Origin of the sequence: Dechloromonas sp. HYN0024 (genome assembly GCF_003441615.1) — a bacterium.
GTDB lineage: Bacteria > Pseudomonadota > Gammaproteobacteria > Burkholderiales > Rhodocyclaceae > Azonexus.
The window spans coordinates 2,931,689-2,956,415 of the sequence record NZ_CP031842.1 but is presented as its reverse complement, the minus strand read 5'-3'; the positions used below and the strand labels follow the sequence as shown (position 1 = coordinate 2,956,415).

Genomic DNA, 24,727 nt, shown 5'->3' with positions numbered 1-24,727 from the left:
CATGCCGTTCGCACAAATTTACATGGTTGAAGGCCGGACCGACGAACAGAAGAAAGCCGTCATCGAGAAGGTGACCGCGGCGCTGGTCGAAGCGGTTGGTGCACCCATCGAAAACGTTCGCGTGTGGATTCACGATGTGCCGAAAGCCCAGTGGGGTATTGCCGGCAAGACAGCCAAGGAACTCGGACGCTGAAGTCTGACTGACGGGGTGCGGGGAAGGCTTCCCGTGCCCGCGTTGCTCCGTATTCAATGCACTAACGCCCGGTTTTCAATGCGAAAAGTCTGATACCTAAAGGGTATTCAAGTTCGCGTTAATTGGTATTGGACGGTATTGTATGGGGTGTTGCATAGTCTGAACAAGGCAAAGAGTCATTCGCTTTTTAAACGAAACATGACGGAAAAAAGTGCCACCCAAAAAGGCACGGATAACTGGAGGAATGGATGGACTGGGTGAAGAAAATATCGTGGCTGCCGCTGGGCGCCACCATTGCGTGCGGGGCGCTTACTGCCTGCTCGCAAGGCCCGGACATGTCTGGGATTGCCGCCGAGCGTTTGCGCCCGGTGCAGCGCTATGACATCAGTCAGGCGATGGCGAGCAATGGCAAGGTCATTGTCGCCGGCACCCAAAGTGGTGCTGTGCTGGTCTCTGAAGATCAGGGCAAGAGCTGGAAACGGACGGTGCTTGGCAATACCTCGCTGGTCGACATGACGGTCTGCGGCGATCAGGGCTTTGTCGCCATCGATCACTATCACAAGGTCTGGTCGGCCGATGCCGATGGCACCAACTGGAAGTCGGTTCCCCTCGAAATGCCGCGTACGCCGCTGGCGGTGACCTGCGACAAGCAGGGTGGCTGGTGGGTGGCGGGCGTCAATTCGGTGATCTCCGGCAGTGCGGATCGTGGCGCCACCTGGAAGACCACCGATCTGGGCGAAGACACCCAGATCACGACGATCCAGTTTCTGGATGAGAAAAATGGCATCGCCCTCGGTGAATTCGGCCTGACGGTGATGACCGAGGACGGCGGTGCGACCTGGAAGAAGGGTCCCAAGATGCCGGGCGAGTTCTATCCCTACGCATCCCTGTTTGCTTCGCGCAGCGAAGGCTGGGTGGCCGGTGTGGCTGGCCAGATGCTGCACACCACCGATGGCGGCAAGACCTGGAGCAAGCAGGTCAATACCACGCGCGCCGCGCTCAATCGGCTGTTCATGCATGAAGGCAAGCCCTTCGGCGTCGGTGCCGGTGGCGTCATTGCCCAGCTTGAAGGCAACAGCTGGCGCGCCGTGCCCTATACCGACGCGGTGCCGGTCTTCCTGGGTGGCGGCGCTTCCCTGCCCGGCCAGTCGGCCATCGTGATCGGCGGCCCCGGCGGGCTGCTCCGTGCGGTCAGCACGCACGCCAAACAATAAGCCAGGGAGAGAACAACACCATGGTTGCAAAAACACGTCACGCCATTACCCACGCCCTGCATCAGGGCGAGGAATGGATTTTCCGTAATCCCAAGATCGTGCTGTCGCTGGTTCTGCTCGTCACCTGCCTGTTCGGCATGGCCCTACCCAGCCTGCGCGTCTTCACGGATTTTGCCGATCTGCTGCCGCAGAATCACGGCTACATCAAGGTCTACAACCGTCTGAAGGAGAACTTCGGCGGCGCCAACATGATCGTCATGTCGGTCGAAGTCGACAAGGGCACCATCTTCAACGATGAAACCCTCAAGCTGATTCACGAAGCGACCCAGGGCGTGGACAATCTGCCCAGCGTTAACCACAACCTGGTCAGCAGCCTGACGCACCGCACGGCGCGCAAGGTCTTCCTCGATGACCAGGGCGGCTTCGCGTCCGAGTCCTACTACGACCCGCTCAAGCCGACCCGTACCGTAGCCGAACTCGAGCAGTTGAAGAACGACGTCATCGCCAACCCGACCATCTACGGCCTGCTCGTTTCGCCGGATATGAAGGCGGCGCTGATCAAGGCCCAGATGAACGAGGGCTCGATCGACTATCCGGCGACTTTCGCCGCCCTGCAGCAGGTGCGCGAGACCCTGGCCAAGCCGGGGCACAAGATTTATGTGACCGGTAACCCGGTGCTCACCGGCTGGGTCTATACCTATCTCAACCAGATCGTCGAGATTATGATGTGGACGCTGCTCCTGCTGTCCGCCCTCCTGATTCTCTACTTCCGACGTTTTTACGGTGTGGCGTTGCCGCTGCTCGGCATTGCGCTGTCGTCAATCTGGGGCCTTGGCTTCATGGCGGCGATGGGCATCAACCTCGAGCCGCTTTCCCTGCCGATTCCCTTCCTGATTGCCGCCCGTGCCACGTCACATGGTGTGCAGCTGGTGGTGCGTTATTACGAGGAACTGGCCATTGTCCATGACGGCAAGAAGGCCGCCCGCAATGCGCTCGATGCCTTGTTCCGTCCCGGTTCGCTGGCCATCATCGTCGATGCGGTTGGTATTGCCGTCCTCATGCTCGGTGCCGCGCCCTTCAACTTCAAGCTCGGCCTGGCTGCTGGTTTCTGGGGTTTCTCGGTGATCTTCACGGTGCACTTCATGGTCCCGCTGGCCCTGACCATCCTGCCGGCGCCGAAGAACCACCACAACGGTAACGAAGGCATCCGTGCCTTCCTCGGCAAGGCCATGGCCCTGACCGGCGGTACCGATGGTGGCGCCCGCTCCATCCTGATCCTGACCCTGATCGGCGCCATTGGTGGCACCTACTTCGTGAGCAAGGTGCAACTTGGTGAATCCGAGCCGGGCTCGCCGCTGCTGCACCTGAGCCACGACTACAACGTATCGACCAAGGCAATCAACACGCGCTTCCCGGGTTCCGAGGAACTGCACGTCGCGGCACGGGTTGAGGAGAAGGGCGGCATCAAGCGTCCGGAAGTCATGGCCGCCATCGAGCGTTTCCAGGCCCACATGCTGTCCGACCCGACGCTGGGTGGCACCAAGGCCATGCCGGGCGTTCTGCGCGTGGTCAACAAGCTGACCCACAACGACGATCCGCGCTGGATGCAATTGCCTGACACGGCCGACGAAATCGGCGGTCTGATGTTCGCCTACATGGCCTCCAGCCCGATTCCCGGTGCCTTGAAGGAATTCGTTACTTCCGACGAAAACGAAGCCAACATGGTCTTCTACTACAAGGACCACCAGGCCGAGACGATCAACCGCATCGTCGCCCTGGCTGAAGAAGGCATCAAGCAGATCGAGAAGGACGTCCCCGGTCTGCACATCGAACTCGGAGGCGGCATCATCGGCGTCACGGCGGCCGGCAACCAGGCCCTGCATACCGACCACATGATCATCATCCCGGCGGTCATGCTGCTCGCCTTCTTTATCGTCATGGTCTATTACAGCTCGCTGCACGCCGGCTGGCTGATGATCCTGCCGATGCTGTTCTCGACGCTGATGACCTACGCCTACATGGGTGCCCTGAACATTGGGATCAGCGTGAACACCGTGCCGGTCATCGCCGTCGGCGTCGGGGTCGGTATCGACTACGCCGTCTATTTCATGGACCGCATCCGCGAGGAGTACGCCGTGATGCGCGACATGAAGAAGGCCGTCATCACCGCTGTCGCCACCACCGGTTACGCCGTCAGCTTCACGGCGGTGACGCTGATCGCCGGTGTCGTCATGTGGATCTTCATGTCCGACCTGCGCTTCCAGTCGGACGCCGCGATCCTTCTTTCTTTCATGCTCATCGTCAACGCGATCGCTGCCGTACTGATCGTGCCGTCATGGTGCGTCGTCTTCAAACCCAAGTTTGTGACGGCCGTGCATTACGACGAAGACGGTGTTCTGGAAAACGATTAATAACACTCCGGAAGACCGGAGGGGAACAGCAAACTTTTTTTAACAACACCATTGGGGGTTTGATCCATGGAGACAAAACAAAACACTGGAAGGCGTCTGACGCTCATCGCGGCCGCGCTCTCCGCCACTTTCGCATCACAGGCCTGGGCAGCTGATCTGCCGTCCATGGGCGAAGAATCTTCGCCCTGGCAGGTCGATGTGACCTATGAAAACCATACGGCACATCGCGAGCACACCGGTCTTGCCAAGTTCCGCAACACGCTGCAGGTTGAAGCGGACAAGAAAGCCGGAAATGGCTGGGGTATCCACAGCATTCTGCGCGGTAGCTATGACGGCGTTTATCGCATGAACAGCAGCGAGTATGGCAAGAATGCTGGTGGGCCAATTGTTCTAGAGAACGTCGCTGGGCCGGGCTTGCCGCCTGCCCCGACCAACGCCGGAACGCCATTGAATCTGCCCTATGTGCCTCACGGTGGTGGTGTCAATAACCCGATTGGTGTTGCTCTGGGCCTGCCGGGAACCAATGCTTTTGGTTTTAATCTGACCCAAAACCCTAACGAGGGTATGCGTGTTCTTGGCGACCGTTGGCATGCAACCGAGGGTGGCGTGGCATTTGGCGTCCCGGTCCGTCCGTGCGATGTCGATAGCCGTGGCTGCCGAGACTTTGGTGGCTATGGTGACAAGAAGCTGTCCGAACTGGAAATGCCGGAATTCAATAAGCGCCTCGACTTCGTTCGCGAGTTGTACGCCAAGAAGACTTTCGATCTCGGCGATGGCAAGGAACTGTTCCTCAAGGTGGGTAAGCAGCAGGTGGTGTGGGGCCGTACGGACCTATTCCGCGTGCTCGATGTGATCAACCCGGTTGATTATTCGCGTAACAACATATACGACGAACTGTCCGACATCCGTATCCCGATGTGGATCGCCCAGGGCGAATATCGCATGGGGGCCAGCGAGTCGATGCAGGATCGTAACTTCCAGGTGGTTTGGAACTTTGATCAATTCCGCGCCAACAACCTGGGCCAGTGCGGTACGCCGAACGTGATTCTGGATGCGGGCTGTTTCTTCCGCGGTATGGCTAATCTGTGGGATAACGGTGGCACGGTGTCGAACTTCGCCGGCGGTGGCACGGTGGCAACCGATTTCGGACCGCATCAGATTGGTATCCGTACGGTTCATCTTCCGAACTGGACGCTGTCCAACACCCAACTGGGTGGCAAGTTTGAAGGCGTGACTGCGAACGGTTTGTCCTTCTCGCTCAATGCCCTGACTTATCGTTCGCAACTGCCGTCGCTGCATTCGATCAATGGTAATGGTACGGTCAATCCCTTCACCGGTGGCAATGGGAATATTCCTGGCGTTGGGCCGGTCAAGAGCCTGATCGCCTTTGATATGTACTTCCCGCGCGTTAACCTGATTGGTGGCTCGATGGACTTCCAGCTTCCGTCTATCGGCGCTGCAGTTCGTATGGAAGGTGCCTATACCAGCGGTGAGGAATTCGCCAATACGGCGCGGACCGAGTTGTACTCGAAGAACAATGTGTTCCGTTCGGTCATCGGTCTCGATCGTCCGACCTTTGTTCCGTTCATCAGCGAGACCTCGGCCACGCTGTTCTCCGGTCAGTTGTTCTACCAGCACATCTTCAATCACGAGTATAACCAAGGTCCTCTCGGCCCGGTCGGTATGCCTGACTGGAAGGACAACTTCATCGCTACCCTGCTGATCAAGGCCTTCCTGCGCAATGGCACGCTCAGCCCGCAGATCATCTTCGCCCATGACTTCCAGGCCCAGGCTTCGGCAATTGCGCCGCAGATCGAGTGGAATGCGACGAACGATCTGAAGGTGACCCTCGGTGCCAACTACAAACTGGCTGAAGGTCGTTCGCGCTGGAAGTTCGATGACTGCCGTTCCTGTAATCCGTACGAGCCCTTCACCAGCTACAACGCAGGCGTTCAGGGTGTTGGCCAGTCCTATGGTCTGGGCGGCATGGAACCCCTCGGTCGCTTCCGCGCCGGCCCGATTGGCGCCGCGTTCAAGGAAAACGACATCTTCGTTCGTGTTAACTACAAGTTCTAACTTCTACCCGGAGACAAACACATGAAAAAAGCCATGATTTCCCTGCTGCCCCTCGTGGCAGCAGGATTTGTCGGCTCGGCATTCGCTGCGACGGAAGCTGATGTCGAAAACACCTTTAATCCCTACAAGGCCGGCATGCCCAGCGTTGCCGGTGTGACGCCGGGTACGGTGATCAACAAGGCCAATGCCGACCAGTTCAAGGAAGTTCTTTCGGTCGGTCTGCACAAGCTGATCAAGGATGGTGCTTTCGAAATGAAAGTCGGTGCCACCACCCAGTTCATGATCAACAGTGGCTACATCAACGCCACCAAGGCCAATCTGAACAAGACCAAGCTGGGTGCCAAGCCGGGCGACAATCTGACCGGCTACGTGGCCGGCCGTCCGTTCCCGGAAGAGCCGGATCTGAAAGATCCGCGCGCTGGCGAAAAGCTGGCCTGGAACTACAAGTACGGTGTGAACTGGGGTGACGGTGCCGTCATCTCGCCGTTCTACTGGCGTTATCGCAACATGACCACCGGGCAGATTGAGAAGACCATCAAGTATGACTTCCACTTCCTGAACTTCATGCATCGCACCAACAATGCGCCGATTCCGGAAATCACCCCGAATCCGTCGGGCATCTACCGCGCCATTTACGTCAAGGCCAACGAGCCGCAGGATCTGAAGAACACTCAGCTCCTCATCCAGCGTTTCGAAGACGACAGCAAGCTTGACGATGCCTACCTGTATCTCGGCTTCCAGCGTCGCGTCCGTCGTCTGGCCCAGGGCCAGGTGACCGACTCCTTCCTCGGCTCCGATCTGATGATTGAAGACTTCGAAGGCTACAACGGTCGCGTTTCCGACATGAAGTGGACCTACAAGGGCACCAAGAACATGCTGTTGCCGATGTGGAACCACAACGAACTCAAGCTCTCCGACGAGTTCAAGGAAGCCGACGGTTACAAGTTCGTGAACTACGGTGGTCAGGGCGGTTGCTTCCCGGATGCCACCTGGCAGCTGCGCAAGGTCTATGTGCTCGAAGCGGCTCCGGTCAATCCGAACCATCCGATTAGCAAGCGGACTTTCTACATGGATGCCCAGTTGCAGAACGTGAATGGCGCCATCGACATTTACGACCGCAAGGGCGAACTGTGGAAGGCCTTCAGCGTTGGCAAGTCGCATCCTGACCATCACCTGCCGGTCAACAAGGGTTCCGGTATCGGTATCGATGATGGCGTGATCATGGTTGACGTCCAGGCCAAGCATTGCACGACCGCCCAGTTCAAGGGCCAGGTCGATCCGAAGAAGGCTCCTCCGGGCCTCTTCCAGGTGCAGAACCTGCGCGGTGGTGACTGATCGCGTTGTAAGGTTTTAATTGTCTCTGCGGGCGAGGGCGTTCCTTTGGAAACCCTCTCTCCCTCCTTTGGGAGGCCTTCTGGCCTCCCATTTTTTGCCTGGATTTTGCCGGCTAATTGGTCGGCGATTCCCGGAATTTCTGCACGCTGGCCAGGAAGGCCTGCAAGATTGGCGAATGGTCGTCGCTGCGGTAAATGCAGCTGAGATCGACGGTGGCCGAGATCGCATCACGAAATGGCCGGCAGACAATGCCCGGCAGGCTGATGGTGGTCGCCGACTTGGGTACGATGGTCATGCCGAAGCCACCGGCGACCAGCGCCATGCCGGTCACGGCATCGCCCACCACCTGAGAAATCTGCGGCGTGACGCCCATGTTCTGGCAGAGCTGGATGATGCGGTCGACAAAGTTGGGCCGCGCCCCCGAGGGGAAAAGGACCAGCGGATATTTCGATACTTCCACGAAAGGCACTGATTCGAGTCGGGCCAGCGGGTGATCGGCATTGATGACCAGATAAAGCGGCTCACGCATGATCAGTTCGGTCGTGATATCGGGCAGCGGCCCCAGCATGCGGTTGAAGCCGATGGTAATGCGGCGCTGGCGCAAGGCTTCGATCTGTTCCGACTTTGACATGGTGTGCAGCGAGACGACGACATCCGGATTGGTGTCGCGGAAAAGCTGCAGCAGGCTGGGGATGGTGCCCAGGATGCCGGTGCCGAAAATGCCGATATCGAGCCGCCCGAGCTTGCCCTGGCCGGCCCGCTTGGTGCGCTCGATGGCCTGTTCGACGAGGGCGCGGATGTTGCTGGCTTCCTCGTAGAACATCTCGCCGGCCTGGGTCAGTTCAACGCCGCGTGGTGTGCGGATGAACAGCTGGACCCCGAGTTCTTCTTCCAGTTGCTGAATCTGGCGGGTCAGCGGCGGCTGCGAGATGCACAGCCGCAGCGCGGCCCGGCCGATGTTGAGTTCTTCGGCGACAGCGATGAAGTATTTGAGGTGACGCAGGTCCATGGTCTGTCCCCTGGTGCTTGTCCAAAAAGGTATGGCGTTGTGCCAAATCTGGTATTGGACAGTATAGCTCAGGCTTTTTAATCTGCTTCTGGCGACAAGACATTTCCAAAAAACAGGATGTCGTTTGCAGCAATGATTTGAAGTCATTAACGAGAAAGAGGAGACTAGACAATGGCACTCACAGGCGTACTACGTCCTGGGCACGCGCAGGTTCGCGTGCTGGATCTGGAAGAAGCAATCACTTTTTACCGCGATGTACTCGGTCTGGTCGAAACCGGCCGTGACGCCCAGGGTCGCGTCTATTTCAAATGCTGGGACGAGCGTGACCACCACAGTTACGTCATCCGACAGGCTGACCGGGCCGGCCTCGATTTCTTCGCCTTCCGCGTCCTCGACAAGGCGACGCTGGACAAATTTGACGCCGATCTGCAGGCCTACGGTCTGAAGACCGAACGAATTCCGGCCGGTGAAATGCTGGAAACTGGCGAGCGCGTGCGCTTCACGCTGCCCTCCGGCCATGTCATGGAGTTGTTTGCCGAGAAGACCAAGGTCGGCAACGGCATTCCTCTGATCAATCCAGCGCCGTGGAGCAAGGCACGCGACAACGGCATTGCGCCGACGCGCCTCGACCACGCCCTGCTCTACGGGCCGAATGTCGCCGAAGTGCAGAAGATATTTACCGAAGTCCTCGGCTTCTACCTCGTCGAACGTGTGCTGACGCCGGATGGCAATGGCAACGCGGCGATCTGGCTGTCCTGCGGGCAGAAGGTCCATGACATCGCCTTCGCCGAATATCCGGAACCGGGCAAGTTGCATCACTGCTCCTTCCTCATGGAAAGCTGGGAACAGGTCCTGCGCGGTGGCGACATCATGTCGATGAATGCTGTCCCGGTCGATATCGGCCCGACCCGCCACGGCGTCACGCGTGGCTGCACCATCTATGCCTGGGATCCGTCGGGCAACCGTTTCGAGACCTTCTTCGGGGGTCATCTGCCTTACCCCGACTACGAAACCATGACATGGACCTTCGACAACTTCGGTCAGGGCCTCGATTACCCGCAGCGCAAACTGCACGAAACCTTCCTGACTGTCGTCAGCTGATCTTTGCCGCCACGTCGTTCGCCGTTGCGGCGAACGACGTGGGCGCCTGCCTGGCGCGGTTCAAATAAATCAAAAAGGAGAAAGAACGATGCAAATCGATCTTCGCACCGTCAGCATCAAACAGCAGCGCAATACCTTCGATCATCTGGCGCGCCGTTTCGGCGACAAGCCGGCCTCGCGCTACCAGGAAGCCAGCTACGACATCCAGGCGACTGAAAACCTGCACTACCGCCCGACCTGGGATCCGGATCAACTGATCTACGATGCCTCGATCACCAAGATCGTCATGGCCGACTGGTATGCGCTGAAAGACCCACGCCAGTATTTCTACAACAACTACACGCTGGCCCGTGCCCGCCAGCAGGAAACCGCGGAAGCGAATTTCACATTTGTCGAAAGCCGTGGTCTGGTCGAGATGTTGCCGGAAGAACTCAAGCGTCTCGCGCTCGATGTGCTGGTGCCGCTGCGTCACGCCGCCTGGGGCGCCAACATGCACAATTCCTTCATTTCAGGTTACGGCTATGCTGCGATCTTCACCCAGGCGTGCATGTTCCACGCCATGGACAACCTTGGCATTGCCCAATATCTGTCGCGCCTTGGCTTGCTGCTCGGCGATCAGGAGGCCCTGACCGAAGGCAAGACCGCCTGGATGGACGACGAAGCCTGGCAGCCGATGCGCCGCTATGTTGAAGACTGCCTGGTCGTGCGCGATCCCTTCGAATTGTTTGTCGCCCAGAACGTGGCTCTCGATGGCCTGCTCTATCCGCTCGTCTATGAACGCATCGTCGACGGCACCCTGTCGACCCAGGGCGCCTCGTCTGTCGCTATGCTCTGCCAGTTCATGAGCGACTGGTTCGACGAAACCCGCAAGTGGGTCGATGCCGTGATGAAGGTGGCTGCAGCCGAGTCCGAGCATAACCGCCTCATTCTTCAGGAGTGGACCGACAAGTGGAGCCAGCGCGCTGCCGCCGCCCTGTTGCCGGTTGCCCGCAAAGCGCTGGCCGCGGATGCCGAGGAGGCTGTCGCTGAAGAGGTCGATTCCTTCAAGGGGCGCCTGAAGAAAATCGGTGTGGAAATCTGAGGAGCCGCCATGTCGACTGTATTCATTGCCCTGCAAGCCAACGAAGACACCCGTCCGATCATCGATGCCATCGTCCAGGACAACCCCGCGGCCATCGTCAATCGCGAACCAGCCATGGTCAAGATTGACGCGCCCGGTTCGATGATCATCCGTCGCGAAACGATAGAAGAGCACATCGGCCGCACCTACGACCTGCAGGAGCTGCAGATCAACCTGATTACCCTCTCCGGCCATGTCGATGAGGATGAAGACCAATTCACCCTGCGCTGGAATAGCTAAGCGCCAGAAGGAGACCGCAATGGACATGCAAGTTGCCAAGAAAAAACTCAGCCTGAAAGAAAAGTACAAGCTGATGACCCGCGACCTCGGCTGGGATACGACGTATCACACCAAGGATGAAGTTTTTCCCTATGTAAAGTACGAAGGCATCAAGATTCACGACTGGGACAAGTGGGAAGATCCCTTCCGACTGACCATGGATTCGTACTGGAAATACCAGGGAGAGAAGGAGCGCAAGTTCTACGCGATCATCGATGCCCACGCCCAGAACAACGGCCACCTCAACATCACCGACGCCAGCTACCTGAGCGCCCTGAAGATTTTCCTGCAGGCCATCAGTCCGGGCGAATACGCTGCCGGAAAGGGCTTTGCCCGTATGGGCCGGGAATTTCCGGGGGTCGGCACGCAGGTTGCCTGCCAGATGCAGTCAATCGACGAAATTCGCCACGCCCAGACGCAGATTCACGCCCTGTCGAACTACAACAAGTTCTACAACGGCTTCCACGCCTTTGCCGACGCCCGCGACCGCATGTGGTACTGCACCCTGCCGCGCTCCTTCTTCGACGATGCCCTGTCGGCAGGTCCCTTCGAATTCATGATCGCCATCGGTTTCAGCTTCGAATACGTGCTGACCAACCTGCTGTTCGTGCCCTTCATGTCCGGTGCTGCGTACAACGGCGACATGGCGACGGTGACCTTCGGTTTCTCGGCGCAGTCCGACGAAGCCCGTCACATGACGCTGGGCCTCGAGTGCATCAAGTTCATGCTCGAGCAGGACCCGGACAACCTGCCCATCGTCCAGGGCTGGATCGACAAGTGGTTCTGGCGCGGCTTCCGTCTGCTCGGCGTGGTCGGCACGATGATGGATTACATGCTGCCGAAGCGCGTCATGAGTTGGAAGGAGGCGTGGGGAATCTACGGCGTCGAGAACGGTGGCGCCCTGTTCCGTGACCTCGCCCGCTATGGCATCCGTCCGCCCAAGGGTTGGGATGATGCAGACAAGGCCATCGACCACATGTCGCACCAGTTCATGCTGGCGCTTTACCAGTACAACTTCGGGACGGCCTTCCATAGCTGGATTCCGTCTGAAGACGACATGGCATGGCTGTCGAAGAAATATCCCGATACCTTCGACAAGTACTATCGCCCGCGCTGGAATCACCTGACCAAGTTGAAGGAAGCCGGTACCCCCTTCGCCAACATGGGCCTCGCCAAGCTCTGCCAGACCTGCCAGATTCCGACGGTATTCACCGAGCCGGACGATCCGACCTCGATCTGCCAGCGCGAAACGGAATACAAGGGCGAGAAATACCACTTCTGCTCCGATGGCTGCCAGCACATCTTCGAGAACGAACCGGAAAAGTACATCCAGGCCTGGCTGCCCATGCAGCAGCTGTTCCAGGCGCCGATCAGCGGCGATCTGGGGGCGTGGATGAACTGGGTCAGCCTGATTCCGGGCAAGGATAACGGCGATTACGACGGTTCCGAGGATCAGCGCAATTTCGAAGCCTGGCGCAAGCAGGCCACGAGCAACCAATGAAAATCAGGAGAAATTAAATGGCCGTGACCTCAACCAAACCCTACGTCGCCGTCCCGCGCGACCTGGTACAAAACTTCAATGGCAAGCAGATCGTCTATGTTTGCTGGGATCATCACATGCTGTTCGCGACGCCCTTGATGCTCGTTGTCGAGCCGGGCATGCTGCTCGGCGACTTGTTGCAGAACGTCGTCAAGCCACTGATCGGGCCTGATCCAGATGCGGCAGCCGTTGATCTGACGCAGGTTGCCTGGATGAAGTCCGGGCAGCCGTGGAAGCCTAATCTGGCTGCCAGTCTGGCCGACAACGGCATTGTCCACAAGGAGCAGTTACGCTTCAGCACGCCGGGGCTGAATTCTTTGCTGGCAGCGTAATTGGCTTTTTAGTCGGCTGATTGGCATGAGGTTCCGCCTTGCTGGCGTGCGTGCTTTCTTCATGTTTCGCCAAGTAGAAAGTAGCCAAAGAAGAAGGCGAAGCCAAGCCAATTGACCGGGAAAGCCCCCGATAAAACGTCCAGCAAGCCAGAGGAATCAGCCAATCCAAAAACATACCTTGTTGGTATAGGAAATCAGAAAACAAGGTATTGGACGGTATAGCCAAGCCACCCCTAGACTGATTTTCATTCGGCCAAAGCCGATGCTCAAACAATATTCCTGCTTGCCCCAAGGGTGAGCAGCCAAGCCAGGAGAAACCGTGCAACTGATCAAGAATTTCATCAACGGTGCATTTGTCGAAGGAAGCGAAGGCAAGACTTTCGAGAAGCGTTCGCCGCTCGATAACCAAGTCATCGCGCAGGTCTCCGAGGCCGGCAAGGCCGATGTCGATGCCGCCGTGCGTGCCGCCCATGCCGCCCGTCATGGTGTCTGGGGTGGCCTGACCACCGACCAGCGCGTCGATCTGCTCTACGGTGTGGCCGATGAAATCACGCGTCGTTTCGAGGATTTCGTTGCTGCGGAAATGGCCGATACCGGTCAGCCAAATCACGTCATGCGCCATGTCTTCATTCCGCGTGGCGCTGCGAATTTCAAGGTCTTCGCCGATGTCGTCAAGAATGTGCCGAGCGAGTCCTTTCAGATGCCGACACCGGATGGTGCCGGGGCGCTGAACTATGCTATCCGCGTCCCCAAGGGTGTGGTCGGGGTGATTTCGCCGTGGAATGCGCCCTTCCTGCTCATGACCTGGAAAGTCGGCCCGGCACTGGCCTGCGGCAATACCGTCGTCGTCAAACCGTCGGAAGAAACGCCGCTGACCACCACGCTGCTGGGCGAAGTGATGAATTCGGTGGGTATTCCGCCCGGTGTCTTCAACGTCATCCACGGTTTTGGCCCCGACTCGGCCGGCGAGTTCCTGACCCAGCATCCGCTCGTCGATGCCATCACCTTCACGGGCGAAACGCGCACCGGCACGGCGATCATGAAGGCGGCCGCCGAAGGCATGCGCGATGTGTCCTTCGAGCTGGGTGGCAAGAATGCCGGCATTGTCTTTGCCGATGCCGATTTCAATGCGGCAGTTGACGGCATTTTCCGTTCGGCCTTCCTCAATTCCGGCCAGGTCTGCCTGGGCACCGAACGCGTCTATGTCGAGCGGCCGATTTTCGACAAGTTTGTTCAAGCACTGAAGGTGAAGGCAGAGGCCGTCAAATTCGGTCGGCCCGACGACAAGGACGCCAACTACGGCCCGCTGATCAGTGCCGAGCACAAGCAGAAGGTCATGTCCTACTACGCCAAGGCGGCGGCCGAAGGGGCCAACGTCGTGACCGGCGGTGGTGTGCCCACCATGCCAGCCGATCTGGCCGATGGCCACTGGGTGCAGCCGACGATCTGGACCGGCCTGCCGGAAACCGCCACGGTCGTGCGCGAGGAAATCTTCGGACCGTGCTGCCACATCAGTCCCTTCGACAGCGAAGACGAAGTCATCAACAAGGCCAACGCTAACGACTACGGCCTGTCGACGACGATCTGGACGACCAACCTGGCGCGCGCCCACCGGGTTGCGGCCCGCGTTGAAGTCGGTATCACCTGGATCAACAGCTGGTTTCTGCGTGACCTGCGCACGGCCTTTGGCGGCTCCAAGCAATCCGGCATTGGCCGCGAAGGTGGCGTCCATTCGCTCGAGTTCTATACCGAGACGCGAAATATTTGCGTCAAGCTCTGAGGCCAAAAAATGGACCAAACCAAAATCGCCGCCTACGGCGACGAGCTTTACGAAGCCTGGCTCGCTTGTCGCCCGGTGCGTCCGCTCCTCGAGCGCGAGCCGGACATCACCATCGAGGACGCCTACCAGATTCAGGAACGCTTCGTCGCTCGCCGCGTCCAGGCTGGCGAAACGATCATCGGCAAGAAGATCGGCGCGACCAGCAAGCCGGTGCAGGATTTTCTCGGCGTCTATCAGCCCGATTTCGGCATGCTGCTTTCCGGCATGGTCTATCAGGAAGGCGACACCATCGATCTCGCCACGCTGATCCAGCCGAAGGCCGAGGCCGAACTGGCGTTTGTCCTCAAGGAAGACCTCAAGGGGCCGGGCATTACGGCGATGGACGTCATTCGTGCCACCGACTATGTGCTGCCCTGCTTCGAGATCGTCGATTCGCGCATCACTGACTGGAAGATCAAGATCCAGGATACGGTCGCCGATAACGCTTCCTGCGGCGTCTATGTGTTGGGCAAGACCCAGGGCGATCCGCGCAAGCTCGACATCACGCTGGCCGGCATGGTGCTGGAGAAGAACGGCGAACTGTTCTCGACCGGCGTCGGTGCTGCCGTGCAGGGGTCGCCGGCCAATGCGGTCGCCTGGCTGGCCAATACGCTGGGCGAACTGGGCATTCCCTTCAAGGCCGGCGAGGTGATTCTCTCCGGATCGCAATCGGCCCTCGTCCCGGTGGTTGATGGCGATGAACTGGTGGCGACCGTCGGTGGCCTTGGTACCTGCAGTGTCAAGTTTTCCGGAAGGAGCAAGGCATGAGCATGACTGTCACCCTTAATCGCGAAGATGTCGTTCGTCTGTGCGAGCGCATCGAAGGCGCCCAGACGCGGGCCTATGCGATCCCCAAGTTGACCGACGAATATCCGGGCATGACCATCGGTGATGGCTACGCCGTGCAACTCGAACTGCGTCGTCGTTTCCTGGCTGCCGGCCACAAGCAGGTCGGCTGGAAGGCTGGCCTGACCTCGAAGGCCAAGATGATCCAGATGGGCGTCAATGTGCCCTCCATCGGCTTCCTCACCGACCGCATGGCGCGTCCGGAAAATTCGGCGATCAAGACTTCTGATCTGGTTCATCCGCGTGTCGAGTGTGAAGTCGCCTTCGTCATGAAGAAGACCCTCAAAGGCCCGAACTGCACCCGGCAGGATGTGCTGGACGCCACTGATTACGTGCTGCCGGCGGTCGAGATCATCGACTCGCGTTTCTCCGGCTTCAAGTTCGATCTGGAAAGCGTCGTCGCCGACAACGGTTCTTCGGCGCGTTACGTCGGTGGCGGCCGCGCCCGTTATCCGGCCGACATTGATCTGCGCACGCTTGGCGTCGTCATGGAGAAAAACGGCGAAATCGTCACCCTCGGCGCTTCGGCTGCCGTCCTCGGCCACCCGGCCGAAGCGATTGCCATGCTGGTCAATATCCTCGCCGAACTGGGCGAAGAACTGCCGGCCGGCAGCTTCGTCATGAGTGGCGGCATTACCGAGGCCGTTCCGGTCAAACCGGGCGACAGCATCGTGGCGCGCTTCCAGGAGCTGGGCAGCGTGTCGATGCGGTTCATCGAATAAAAAACAGGAGGAGACAAGGATGCCGATCATCGAAATGCACCTCATGCAGGGCCGCAGCATCGAACAGAAACGGGCTGTGGCCGAAGCCGTGGCGGAAGCAGTGACGCGCACCCTGGGGGTTGGCCCGGAGCAGGTCCGTCTGCTCATTACCGAGCATAGCTGTGAAGAATTTTCGGTCGGCGGGGTAACCGCCGGACGACGTCAGGAGTTAGCCGCCAACGCGGCCGAAAAATCGTAGTTTTGGAGAAAAGCACCATGAAGAAAATCAGATGCGCCCTGATCGGCTCGGGCAATATCGGCACCGACCTGATCTACAAGATCCAGCGCAGCCCGGTCCTCGAGCCGGTGTGGATGGTCGGTATCGACCCCGAATCAGAAGGCCTCGCTCGCGCCCGTGAGATGGGCTTGAAGACCACCGCTGCCGGCGTCGACGGCCTGTTGCCGCATGTGCTGGAAGACAATATCCAGATCGCCTTCGATGCGACCAGCGCTTACGTGCATGCCGAAAACTCGCGCAAGCTCAATGAGCTCGGCGTCATGATGATCGACCTGACACCGGCGGCCATCGGCCCTTTGTGCGTGCCACCGGTCAATCTCAAGTCGCATGCCGAAAAAGTCGAGATGAACGTGAACATGATTTCCTGCGCCGGGCAGGCGACGATCCCCATCGTCTTTGCCGTGTCGCGCATCCAGGCTGTCGGCTATGGCGAAATCGTCGCCAGCCTCGCCTCGAAATCGATTGGCCCGGGCACCCGCGCCAATCTCGATGAGTTCACCTACACCACCTCGAACGCCATCGAGATCGTCGGCGGCGCGCGCAAGGGCAAGGCGCTGGCCATCATCAACCCGGCCGAGCCGCCGATGATGATGCGCAACACCATCTCGTGCCTGACCGATGAAGAGCCGGATCAGGCCCGTATCACCGAGTCGGTACTGGAGATGATCAAGGAAGTGCAGAAATATGTGCCGGGCTATCGCCTGGTCAACGGCCCGCTGTTTGATGGCAAGCGCGTCACCGTTTTCATGGAAGTCGCCGGTCTCGGCGATTACCTGCCGAAGTACGCCGGCAATCTCGACATCATGACCGCCGCTGCGACCCGCACGGCGGAAATGTTCGCCCATGAAATCATCGCTGGGACCATCCAGCTCAAGTCACCGGAGGTTACAGCATGAGCGCCGAGCAAAGTCTCAAGGGTCGCCCGATCATCATTCACGACATGTCGCTGCGCGACGGCATGCATGCCAAGCGCGAGCAGATGAGCATCGAACAGATGGTCAGCATTGCCACCGCTCTCGACGAGGCCGGCGTGCCGCTGATTCAAGTTACGCACGGGGCTGGCATGGGTGGCAATTCGCTGCAACATGGTTTCGCGCCACACAGCAACGAGGAATACATCACCGCCGTGGCGGCCAAAATGAAGCAGGCCAAGGTCTCGGTGCTGCTCATCCCCGGCCTGGGTACGATGAAGGAACTGAAGTCGGCCTACGACTGTGGTGCGCGCAGCGTGCACGTCGCCACCCACTGCACCGAAGCCGACACCTCGCCACAGCACATCGCTTTTGCCCGCAAGCTGGACATGGACACCTCGGGCTTCCTCATGATGGCCCATCTCAATACGCCGGAAGGCCTCGCCCAGCAAGGCAAGCTCATGGAGTCCTATGGGGCGCAGACGGTGTACATCACCGACTCGGCCGGCTACATGCTGCCGGCTGACGTCAAGGCGCGGGTCGGTGCCCTGCGCGCTGTCCTCAAGCCGGAAACCGAAATCGGCTTCCATGGCCACCACAACATGGGCATGGGCATCGCCAATTCCATCGCGGCGATTGAGGAAGGTGCGACGCGCATCGACGCTTCTGTCGCCGGCCTCGGCGCCGGCGCCGGCAATACGCCGCTGGAAGTCTTTGTGGCCGTGTGCGAACGCATGGGCATTGTCACCGGTTGCGACCTGTTCAAGCTCATGGACATGGCCGAAGACCTCATCGTGCCGCTCATGGACCACATGGTGCGGGTTGACCGTTCGTCCCTGACGCTCGGTTTTGCCGGTGTCTATTCGACCTTCCTGTTGCACGCCAAGCGTGCCGCCGAACGTTTTGGCGTGCCGGCCCGCGATATTCTGGTCGAATTGGGCCGCAAGAAGATGATCGGCGGTCAGGAGGATATGATTGTCGATACGGCCATGACCATGGCCAAGGAGCGTGGCTTGCTCAAGGACGCCGCCACCTGATTTCAGGGGGTAGTCGTTTGAGACGGGAATGGTTTCGGCCATTCCCGAATTCTTTCATCAGGAGACACGGGCAATGGCAGCAACAAAGGAATGGGTCGTCGTCGTGGGTGCCACCGGCGCCTTTGGGTCGGTCATGGTCGAGCGTTTTCTGGCGCGCGGTCTGGGGGTGCTCGCCGTGGCGCGCAGTGCCTCGTCGCTGGCCGAGCTGGCCGCCAAGCATCCAGGGCTGGTGCCCTGTGCGGCAGATATTTCGGATGATGCCTCAATCGCCGTGATCAAGGCGGCGCTGCCCGGCCCGGTGCGCATGGTGGTGCACGGTCCCGGCGTCGCGGTGGGCGGTGGCGTGCTGACCATCGATACCAGGGCACTGGTCGATGCGGTCAATATCAAGGTCGGTGGCTTCCTGCGGCTGGTCCGGGCAGTTGACGGCCATCTGCAGGCCAATTCGCGGCTGGTTGCCATCGGCGGCCATTACGGTTTCGAGCCGACGGCTTACGCGGCCGCAGCCGGCGTCGGCAATGCCGCACTGGTCAATGTCGTGCGCCAGATGAGTCTGGCCTACGGCGAGCGCGGCATCACGGCTCACCTCGTCGCTCCCGGCCCGGCCGATACCGAGCGCTTGCGGCGGGTGGCGGCAGACCGCGCCAAGATGCTCGGCACCACGGTCGAGGCGGTGATGGACAGCATGCGTGCCGAATCGTCGATTGGCGCTTTCACGGAACCCGGACAAGTTGCCTGGGCACTGGAAATGCTGCTCGCACCGGAAGCGTCGGCGATGACTGGCTCGTCATTGATGCTCGATTCAGGCCGTCGTCGCGGTCTGCCTTAACTAGGAGGTCCACATGCCTGTTCTCAATTTTCATCTGGTCGAGGGCCAGCACGAAGCAGCCCGGATCGAGACACTTCTGCTCAAGGCCAGCGCATTGTTTGCCGAAGTGCTGGCCTGTCCGATTGACCGGGTTCGTGTTTTTGCCACCGAACATGCGCCGCAGCGCGCCTGTATTGGCGGCAAGATGGCCAGTCAGGGCGCGCCGGTTGCGCCGTACTTTTCCTTTATCGTGCTCGAAGGCCGTTCGCAGGAAGATCGCCAGCGCCTGCTCAGCGGTTTCACCGATCTCGTCGTCGACATTCTCGGTGCGCCGCGTGCCAATGTGCGCGGTGGCATCGTGCCGGTCGCACCGTCCGACTGGAGCATCGGCGGCACCCTGGCCAGCGAATTGCGTCAGGCCGAAATCGAAGCCCGTCGCCTGGCAGCGACCACAAAAACTTTGGAAAAATAGATGAAGGTCCTCATCATTCATGCCCATTACGAGGCCAAATCCTTCAACAGTGCACTGAAAGACCTCGCGGTCAAAACCCTGACCGAGGCCGGCCACGCGGTGCAAGTCTCCGACCTCTATGCGATGAACTGGAACCCGGTGGCGTCCACGGCCGATTTCGCCGCGCCGAGCAACCCGGATTACTGCGTCTATGCGCTGGAACAACGCAAGGGCTACGAATCCGGCAGCATCGCCCCGGATATCCGGGGCGAAATCGCCAAGGTCGACTGGTGCGATCTGCTGATCTTCAATTTTCCGGTTTTCTGGTTCTCGGTGCCGGCCATCCTCAAGGGCTGGATCGACCGTGTCTTCGTCTCCGGCCACTTCTACGGCGGCAAGCGTTTCTACGATCAGGGTGGCATGGCCGGCAAGAAAGCCATGCTCAGTCTGTCGCTCGGTGGTCAGCCGCACATGTTCGGCGCGGATGCCATACACGGTGAAATGGACACCCTGCTCCGCCCCGTCATGCGGGGCGCGCTGGCCTATTGCGGCTTTACGGTTCTGCCGCCCTACGTTGCCTACCATGTCCCCTACGTCACGCCGGAGGCGCGCCAAACCATGCTTGATGATTATCGGGAACGTCTGCTGCATCTGGATGATCTGACCCCTATCGTCTTTCCCCGTCTGGGTGATTTTGACGACCGGCTTTATCCCAAAAAATAGCTGTTGCTGTTTAATCAAGGAGAAGACATAAAGCTTTATTACGCCACTGGCGCCTGTTCCCTGTCACCGCACATCGTGCTGTGCGAACTTGGCTTGCCGCATGACCTGGTCAAGGTCGAACTGTCTACCCATCTCACTGCGACCGGCGAGGATTTCACGGCGATCAATCCCAAGGGCTACGTGCCGGCCCTGCAACTCGACGACGGCCAGTTGCTCACCGAAGGCCCGGCCATCGTCCAGTACCTGGCCGACCTGAAGCCGGCTGCCGGCCTGCTGCCGCCCGCCGGTACGCTGGAGCGGGCTCGCGTGCAGGAATGGCTGACCTTCATTGGCACCGAACTGCACAAGAATTTCAGTCCGCTGTTCAATCCGGCTGCCTCGGTCGACTGGAAAGCGGCGGCGCTGGCCAATATCGAACGGCGTTTCGGCTTTGTCGAGAAGGCGCTGGCCGGGCGTGACTACCTGACCGGCCGGGCTTTCTGCGTGGCCGATGCGTATCTGTTCACGGTGGTGAACTGGACGCGCTTTGTCAAAATCGATCTCGCCCCGTGGCCGACGCTGGCGGCTTTCCATCAGCGGGTGCTGGCGCGGCCGGGGGTGCAGGCAGCGATGAAGGCAGAGGGGCTGGTTTAGGCTTTTTCGGGCGGCAAAGCGCCGCTCGTTGTTGGCCAGGATCAGTAGTTGGCGGCGCTTTTGCCGCCCGGCTCCGGCCGGTACACCCGGCGCAGTTCGGTGGTGGCGGCGGCGAGCAGCAGGGCGTCCACCCCGACGGCGATGAAGCGTGCACCGGCTGCGAAGTAGCGTTCGACAATGGCCTTGTCGCCACAGAGAACGCCGCCGCTCTTGCCGGCAGCGCGGGTCTTTTTGAGGCCGGCCTCGATGGCCTCGACGATGCTCGGATGATTGGCCTGGCCGAGCAGGCCGTAGGAGGCGGCGAGGTCGGCGGCGCCAAAGAAAATGCCGTCGACTCCGTCGACGGCGAGAATTTCGTCGAGGTTCTCATAACCGAGTTTTGTCTCAACTTGCAGCAATAGGCACATCTGCTCGTTGGCCAGGGCGCTGTAATCGTCGATTCGGCCCCAGCGAGAGGCACGGGCCAGCGCCGCGCCAACGCCACGTATGCCGGCCGGCGGATAGCGCATGGCGCGGACAAGGCCGGCCGCTTGCTCGGCCGTTTCGACCATCGGGATGAGCAGGGTCTGGACGCCGGTTTCGAGCAGTTGCTTGATCAGCACATGGTCGCCCTGCGGCGGACGGACGATGGCATGCGAGGGATAGGGTTCGATCGCCTGCAACTGGGCGAGGATGCTGCGCAGGTCGTTCGGGCCATGTTCGCCATCGATGAGCAGCCAGTCGAAGCCGGCCCCGGCGCAGATTTCGGCGCTGAAGGTTTCGCTCAGGCCCAGCCACAGGCCGAGCAGGGTTTCGCCCTGGCGCAGGTCGATCTTGAATTGGTTGCAGGGAATTTTCATGGTGGCAGGCTTCCAGTGTTTGGCGGGCAATACACGCCAGATCTTGGAGAAATACTATGGCCGGCCCATCGCAGCCCGTCCAATACAAATTTATGAGGTCGGCCATACCGGGCCGGTATGCGAGCCACTAAAATTGGCGCTTCTCCAGGCTTGCCTGATTGCGCTTCCGCCCCGATCTCTCTGTCATGTCCCCAACCCTTCCCTATCGCGGCCGCTTCGCCCCGTCGCCAACCGGCCCGCTGCATTTCGGCTCGCTGGTCGCTGGCGTTGGCAGCTATCTCGATGCCCGGACGCAGGGCGGCGAATGGCTGGTCCGCATGGAGGATGTCGATACGCCGCGCAATGTGCCGGGGGCGGCGGATGCCATCCTGAAAACCCTGGAAGCTTTTGGCTTTGCCTGGGATGGCCCGGTCATTTACCAGAGCCGCCGAGGCGACGCCTATGCCGAGGCGCTGGCGCGCTTGCAGCAGGCCGGTCTGGCCTACGGCTGCGCCTGCTCACGCAAGGAAATTGCCGATTCGGCGACGCGCCCGGCCATTGATGGCGGGCTGGCCTATCCCGGGACCTGCCGTATGGGTTTGCCGGACGGGCGGGAGGTGCGGGCCTGGCGTCTGCGCGTCAATGACGAGGCGACTGCTTTCGACGATCGGCTGCAGGGACGGGTCGTCCAGCATCTCGGCAGCGATGTCGGTGACTTTATCCTGCGCCGGGCCGATGGATTGTTCGCCTACCAGTTGGCGGTGGTGGTCGACGACGATTTTCAGGGCATTTCGCAGATTGTTCGCGGCGCTGACCTGCTCGCTTCGACGCCTCGCCAGATCTGGCTGCAGCGTTGCCTGGGTTTTTCCACGCCGACCTATGCCCATTTGCCGGTGGCGGCCAATGCGGCGGGGGAGAAACTGTCGAAGCAGACACTGGCCCGTGCCCTGGCGACCGATCAGGCGGCGGCCGAACTGCTCCGGGCGCTCAAGTTTCTCGGTCAGGCAGTGCCCGGCGAGCTGGCCTCGGCAACGGTCGCCGAGGTCTGGGCCTGGGCACTGGCCAACTGGGATTTCAGCGCGACTCCGCACGGCCCGCTCATCATTGTTCCTCAGGCGTAGTTTCCGAGGTGCTCCAGTGGCGTTCGCTGTAGCCGGCAATGCCGACCATCGCCCGGACCACCCCGTAAGCCAGCCAGCGCAGAAAGCGCGAGTACAGCGGTTGTTGCGACAACTCGGCGGCCAGTAGTTCGCGGGCACCGACGGCCATGGCCTGGTGGACACTGGCCGCGAGTTGGCCGGCAAATGCCGCGTCGCGCACGACGAGATTGGCTTCCTTGGCCAGCAGCAGGCTGAATGGGTCAATGTTCGATGAACCGACCGTGGCCCACTGCCCGTCAATGACTGCGACCTTGGCATGCATGAAGCTCTTCTCGTACTCGAAGATACGGATGCCGGCGGCCAGTGCCGTGGCGTACAGGGTCTGGGTGGCGTAGCGGAACAGGAGGTGGTCGCTCTTGCCCTGAAGCAGCACGGTAATCCGTACCCCCCGCTTGGCCGCCGCATAGAGGGCCCGACCAAAGCGGAGGCCGGGCAGGAAATAGGCGTTGGCGATCAGGATGTCGTCCTTGGCCGCGTCGATGGCTCCCAGATAGGCATTGAGGATGTCGTTGCGATGGCGGATGTTGTCGCGGATCAGGAAGGCGGCGCGCTGGTCGCCGGCCAACTGGCAAACCGGCGTGGCGACCGGGGCGAGGCGGTAGCGCCGCTTGAAATTGACCCACGAGACGGTTTCCCACATCCGCCGCGCCGCGTGGTGAACCTGCTGCAAGACCGGCCCTTCAACCTGCACCGCATAGTCGTAGTGCGGGCGCATGTCGACCGGCGCATTGTTGTCGTCGATGATATTGATACCGCCGACGAAGGCGATCCGCGCATCGATCACCACCAACTTGCGATGGAGGCGACGCAGGCGGTGGCGCTTGAAATGGTAGCGCCCGATTTCCTGCCGGTAGAACATGGCGCGGACGCCGGCGGCACTCAGCCGGTCGAGAAAGTCAGCCGTGAAGTTGTGGGCGCCGAAGCCGTCCACCGTGACATTGACCTGCACCCCGCGGCTGGCAGCGCGACACAACGCATTGGCCACCTCGTGGCCGATCTCGTCATTGGCGAAGATGTAACTTTCAAGGTAAATCTCGATCCCGGCGGCATCGATCGCGGCGAGCAGGGCCGGGAAGTATTCAGTGCCCGAATTGAGCAGGGTCAGCCGGTTGCCCGGCACAAACTCAGCGGCCATGCCAGGTCAGATGCGCCGATAGGGCGGCGTGGTCGGAAATGGCCGACCACGGCATGCCGTGATGGACTTCGGTGTGGCGGACGTTGAAACCGCGCACGTAGATGCGGTCCAGGCGAAACATCGGCAGGGCGGCGGGAAAGCTGCGCACGGGCCGGCCTGACACTCCGCCGAAGACTTCCTGCAGCCCCAGTCGCCGCGTCAGGTCTTCGCCGACCCGGTTGCGCCAGTCGTTGAAATCGCCAGCGACGATCAGTGGGGCATCGGGTTCGGCCAGATCGTCGAGATAGTCGGCCAGCGCCGACATCTGCTTGCGCCGCGAATAGCCGAAAAGCGACAGATGTACGCAGACGCAATGCACCGCCGGCGCATTCGGCAGATCGATCCGGCAATGCAGCATGCCGCGTTTCTCGAACTGCAGGTGGGTGACATCCTGGTTGTGGGCGTGCAGGATGGGGAAGCGGGAGAGGATGGCGTTGCCGTGGTGGCCATGGTCGTAGGCCATGTTGTGACCATAGGCCGAGGCTGCCCAGACGTCCTCGGCGAGGAATTCGTGCTGGGGTGAATCCGGCCAGTCGGCATGGTTCTCGGCATGCCCCAGGTGGAGGCCCTGGACTTCCTGGAGAAAGACGATATCGGGGTTGAGATGGCGCAGTCGCTCGCGCAACTCATGCACCATCATCCGCCGGTTGAATTGCGAAAATCCCTTGTGGATGTTGTAGGTCGTGACATGCAGCTCAGGCCGGGCGGCTTGGTCGGTCAATGGTTCACTCCGTCGAA

The 24,727-nt window shown here is 60.3% G+C and carries 25 protein-coding genes; 21 read left to right on the top strand and 4 right to left on the bottom strand.

All coding sequences use genetic code 11. From position 1 onward, the window contains the following. Window position 1: 1 nt before the first annotated feature. From HYN24_RS14190 to HYN24_RS14170, 5 genes are all read left to right on the top strand, one after another. On the top strand, window positions 2–193 hold the full coding sequence (locus HYN24_RS14190) for a 2-hydroxymuconate tautomerase (protein ID WP_117609858.1): 192 nt from the start codon (window positions 2–4) through the stop codon (window positions 191–193). A gap of 257 nt (window positions 194–450) precedes the next feature. Continuing rightward, entirely contained in the window at window positions 451–1,407 is a 957-nt protein-coding gene (locus tag HYN24_RS14185) for a YCF48-related protein (RefSeq protein WP_240327682.1), read from the top strand. Between the two features lie 20 nt (window positions 1,408–1,427). Then, window positions 1,428–3,818, top strand: coding sequence for an RND family transporter (locus HYN24_RS14180; protein ID WP_117609856.1), 2,391 nt, complete (start codon window positions 1,428–1,430; stop codon window positions 3,816–3,818). 66 nt (window positions 3,819–3,884) lie between these two features. Next, window positions 3,885–5,894, top strand: a complete 2,010-nt coding sequence (locus HYN24_RS14175; RefSeq protein ID WP_117609855.1) for a DUF1302 family protein — start codon at window positions 3,885–3,887, stop codon at window positions 5,892–5,894. A gap of 21 nt (window positions 5,895–5,915) precedes the next feature. Next, on the top strand, window positions 5,916–7,229 hold the full coding sequence (locus HYN24_RS14170; RefSeq protein ID WP_117609854.1) for a DUF1329 domain-containing protein: 1,314 nt from the start codon (window positions 5,916–5,918) through the stop codon (window positions 7,227–7,229). 112 nt (window positions 7,230–7,341) lie between these two features. On the opposite strand, the gene HYN24_RS14165 is transcribed toward HYN24_RS14170, so the two are convergent. Next, window positions 7,342–8,238, bottom strand: coding sequence for a LysR substrate-binding domain-containing protein (locus HYN24_RS14165; protein ID WP_117609853.1), 897 nt, complete (start codon window positions 8,236–8,238; stop codon window positions 7,342–7,344). Between the two features lie 171 nt (window positions 8,239–8,409). Between HYN24_RS14165 and HYN24_RS14160 the strand changes: the two genes are divergently transcribed. From HYN24_RS14160 to gstA, 15 genes are all read left to right on the top strand, one after another. After that, complete coding sequence (locus tag HYN24_RS14160; protein ID WP_117609852.1) at window positions 8,410–9,339, top strand: catechol 2,3-dioxygenase; 930 nt, start codon at window positions 8,410–8,412, stop codon at window positions 9,337–9,339. An 88-nt stretch (window positions 9,340–9,427) separates the two neighbouring features. After that, complete coding sequence (locus HYN24_RS14155) at window positions 9,428–10,420, top strand: aromatic/alkene monooxygenase hydroxylase subunit beta (protein WP_117609851.1); 993 nt, start codon at window positions 9,428–9,430, stop codon at window positions 10,418–10,420. Between the two features lie 9 nt (window positions 10,421–10,429). Beyond that, complete coding sequence (locus tag HYN24_RS14150) at window positions 10,430–10,699, top strand: MmoB/DmpM family protein (RefSeq protein ID WP_117609850.1); 270 nt, start codon at window positions 10,430–10,432, stop codon at window positions 10,697–10,699. Window positions 10,700–10,718: 19 nt separating this feature from the next. Beyond that, window positions 10,719–12,239 carry an aromatic/alkene/methane monooxygenase hydroxylase/oxygenase subunit alpha gene (locus HYN24_RS14145; protein ID WP_117609849.1) on the top strand — a complete coding sequence of 507 codons (1,521 nt, stop codon included), beginning with the start codon at window positions 10,719–10,721 and terminating at the stop codon, window positions 12,237–12,239. 17 nt (window positions 12,240–12,256) lie between these two features. Further along, window positions 12,257–12,610, top strand: a complete 354-nt coding sequence (locus HYN24_RS14140) for a phenol hydroxylase subunit P4 (RefSeq protein WP_117609848.1) — start codon at window positions 12,257–12,259, stop codon at window positions 12,608–12,610. A 319-nt stretch (window positions 12,611–12,929) separates the two neighbouring features. Next, window positions 12,930–14,390, top strand: a complete 1,461-nt coding sequence (locus HYN24_RS14135) for a 2-hydroxymuconic semialdehyde dehydrogenase (RefSeq protein ID WP_117609847.1) — start codon at window positions 12,930–12,932, stop codon at window positions 14,388–14,390. A 9-nt stretch (window positions 14,391–14,399) separates the two neighbouring features. After that, window positions 14,400–15,197, top strand: a complete 798-nt coding sequence (dmpE, locus tag HYN24_RS14130; protein WP_117609846.1) for a 2-oxopent-4-enoate hydratase — start codon at window positions 14,400–14,402, stop codon at window positions 15,195–15,197. After that, window positions 15,194–15,997: a 2-oxo-3-hexenedioate decarboxylase gene (gene dmpH / locus HYN24_RS14125; RefSeq protein WP_117609845.1), complete on the top strand. Its 804-nt coding sequence runs from the start codon at window positions 15,194–15,196 to the stop codon at window positions 15,995–15,997. The genes dmpE and dmpH overlap by 4 nt, the downstream gene beginning before the upstream one ends. Then, window positions 15,900–16,235: a tautomerase family protein gene (locus tag HYN24_RS14120; RefSeq protein ID WP_256372097.1), complete on the top strand. Its 336-nt coding sequence runs from the start codon at window positions 15,900–15,902 to the stop codon at window positions 16,233–16,235. The genes dmpH and HYN24_RS14120 overlap by 98 nt, the downstream gene beginning before the upstream one ends. Window positions 16,236–16,252: 17 nt before the next feature. Continuing rightward, window positions 16,253–17,170 (top strand): acetaldehyde dehydrogenase (acetylating), encoded by a 918-nt coding sequence (locus HYN24_RS14115; RefSeq protein WP_117609843.1) that lies wholly within the window; start codon window positions 16,253–16,255, stop codon window positions 17,168–17,170. Further along, the gene (gene dmpG / locus HYN24_RS14110; RefSeq protein WP_117609842.1) at window positions 17,167–18,222 is read left to right on the top strand and encodes a 4-hydroxy-2-oxovalerate aldolase; all 1,056 of its coding nucleotides are present in this window, start codon (window positions 17,167–17,169) and stop codon (window positions 18,220–18,222) included. The genes HYN24_RS14115 and dmpG overlap by 4 nt, the downstream gene beginning before the upstream one ends. 73 nt (window positions 18,223–18,295) lie before the next feature. Continuing rightward, complete coding sequence (locus HYN24_RS14105) at window positions 18,296–19,051, top strand: SDR family oxidoreductase (RefSeq protein ID WP_117610402.1); 756 nt, start codon at window positions 18,296–18,298, stop codon at window positions 19,049–19,051. Between the two features lie 13 nt (window positions 19,052–19,064). Next, complete coding sequence (locus HYN24_RS14100) at window positions 19,065–19,502, top strand: tautomerase family protein (RefSeq protein WP_117609841.1); 438 nt, start codon at window positions 19,065–19,067, stop codon at window positions 19,500–19,502. Continuing rightward, window positions 19,503–20,204, top strand: coding sequence for an NAD(P)H-dependent oxidoreductase (locus tag HYN24_RS14095; protein WP_117609840.1), 702 nt, complete (start codon window positions 19,503–19,505; stop codon window positions 20,202–20,204). A 27-nt stretch (window positions 20,205–20,231) separates the two neighbouring features. After that, the gene (gene gstA, locus HYN24_RS14090) at window positions 20,232–20,837 is read left to right on the top strand and encodes a glutathione transferase GstA (RefSeq protein ID WP_117610401.1); all 606 of its coding nucleotides are present in this window, start codon (window positions 20,232–20,234) and stop codon (window positions 20,835–20,837) included. A 41-nt stretch (window positions 20,838–20,878) separates the two neighbouring features. On the opposite strand, the gene HYN24_RS14085 is transcribed toward gstA, so the two are convergent. Further along, entirely contained in the window at window positions 20,879–21,676 is a 798-nt protein-coding gene (locus HYN24_RS14085) for an aldolase/citrate lyase family protein (RefSeq protein WP_117609839.1), read from the bottom strand. 185 nt (window positions 21,677–21,861) lie between these two features. On the opposite strand from HYN24_RS14085, the gene gluQRS reads away from it, so the two are divergent. After that, a complete protein-coding gene (gene gluQRS / locus HYN24_RS14080; RefSeq protein WP_117610400.1) occupies window positions 21,862–22,776 on the top strand; it encodes a tRNA glutamyl-Q(34) synthetase GluQRS in 915 nt (304 codons plus the stop codon). Here the strand turns inward: gluQRS and clsB are convergent. Both clsB and HYN24_RS14070 read right to left on the bottom strand, forming a co-directional pair. Further along, entirely contained in the window at window positions 22,757–23,950 is a 1,194-nt protein-coding gene (clsB, locus tag HYN24_RS14075; RefSeq protein ID WP_117609838.1) for a cardiolipin synthase ClsB, read from the bottom strand. The genes gluQRS and clsB overlap by 20 nt on opposite strands. Further along, window positions 23,940–24,710 (bottom strand): endonuclease/exonuclease/phosphatase family protein, encoded by a 771-nt coding sequence (locus HYN24_RS14070; RefSeq protein WP_117609837.1) that lies wholly within the window; start codon window positions 24,708–24,710, stop codon window positions 23,940–23,942. Before HYN24_RS14070 ends, clsB begins: the two co-directional genes overlap by 11 nt. Window positions 24,711–24,727: the final 17 nt, after the last annotated feature.

Bases quoted from the DNA above. Each gene is read 5' to 3' on its own strand.
- HYN24_RS14190 (WP_117609858.1), top strand. From the start codon at position 2: ATGCCGTTCGCACAAATTTACATGGTTGAAGGCCGGACCGACGAACAG.
- HYN24_RS14180 (WP_117609856.1), top strand. From the start codon at position 1,428: ATGGTTGCAAAAACACGTCACGCCATTACCCACGCCCTGCATCAGGGC.
- HYN24_RS14175 (WP_117609855.1), top strand. From the start codon at position 3,885: ATGGAGACAAAACAAAACACTGGAAGGCGTCTGACGCTCATCGCGGCC.
- HYN24_RS14170 (WP_117609854.1), top strand. From the start codon at position 5,916: ATGAAAAAAGCCATGATTTCCCTGCTGCCCCTCGTGGCAGCAGGATTT.
- HYN24_RS14165 (WP_117609853.1), bottom strand. From the start codon at position 8,238: ATGGACCTGCGTCACCTCAAATACTTCATCGCTGTCGCCGAAGAACTC.
- HYN24_RS14160 (WP_117609852.1), top strand. From the start codon at position 8,410: ATGGCACTCACAGGCGTACTACGTCCTGGGCACGCGCAGGTTCGCGTG.
- HYN24_RS14155 (WP_117609851.1), top strand. From the start codon at position 9,428: ATGCAAATCGATCTTCGCACCGTCAGCATCAAACAGCAGCGCAATACC.
- HYN24_RS14150 (WP_117609850.1), top strand. From the start codon at position 10,430: ATGTCGACTGTATTCATTGCCCTGCAAGCCAACGAAGACACCCGTCCG.
- HYN24_RS14145 (WP_117609849.1), top strand. From the start codon at position 10,719: ATGGACATGCAAGTTGCCAAGAAAAAACTCAGCCTGAAAGAAAAGTAC.
- HYN24_RS14140 (WP_117609848.1), top strand. From the start codon at position 12,257: ATGGCCGTGACCTCAACCAAACCCTACGTCGCCGTCCCGCGCGACCTG.
- dmpE (WP_117609846.1), top strand. From the start codon at position 14,400: ATGGACCAAACCAAAATCGCCGCCTACGGCGACGAGCTTTACGAAGCC.
- dmpH (WP_117609845.1), top strand. From the start codon at position 15,194: ATGAGCATGACTGTCACCCTTAATCGCGAAGATGTCGTTCGTCTGTGC.
- HYN24_RS14115 (WP_117609843.1), top strand. From the start codon at position 16,253: ATGAAGAAAATCAGATGCGCCCTGATCGGCTCGGGCAATATCGGCACC.
- dmpG (WP_117609842.1), top strand. From the start codon at position 17,167: ATGAGCGCCGAGCAAAGTCTCAAGGGTCGCCCGATCATCATTCACGAC.
- HYN24_RS14105 (WP_117610402.1), top strand. From the start codon at position 18,296: ATGGCAGCAACAAAGGAATGGGTCGTCGTCGTGGGTGCCACCGGCGCC.
- HYN24_RS14100 (WP_117609841.1), top strand. From the start codon at position 19,065: ATGCCTGTTCTCAATTTTCATCTGGTCGAGGGCCAGCACGAAGCAGCC.
- HYN24_RS14095 (WP_117609840.1), top strand. From the start codon at position 19,503: ATGAAGGTCCTCATCATTCATGCCCATTACGAGGCCAAATCCTTCAAC.
- HYN24_RS14085 (WP_117609839.1), bottom strand. From the start codon at position 21,676: ATGAAAATTCCCTGCAACCAATTCAAGATCGACCTGCGCCAGGGCGAA.
- gluQRS (WP_117610400.1), top strand. From the start codon at position 21,862: ATGTCCCCAACCCTTCCCTATCGCGGCCGCTTCGCCCCGTCGCCAACC.
- clsB (WP_117609838.1), bottom strand. From the start codon at position 23,950: ATGGCCGCTGAGTTTGTGCCGGGCAACCGGCTGACCCTGCTCAATTCG.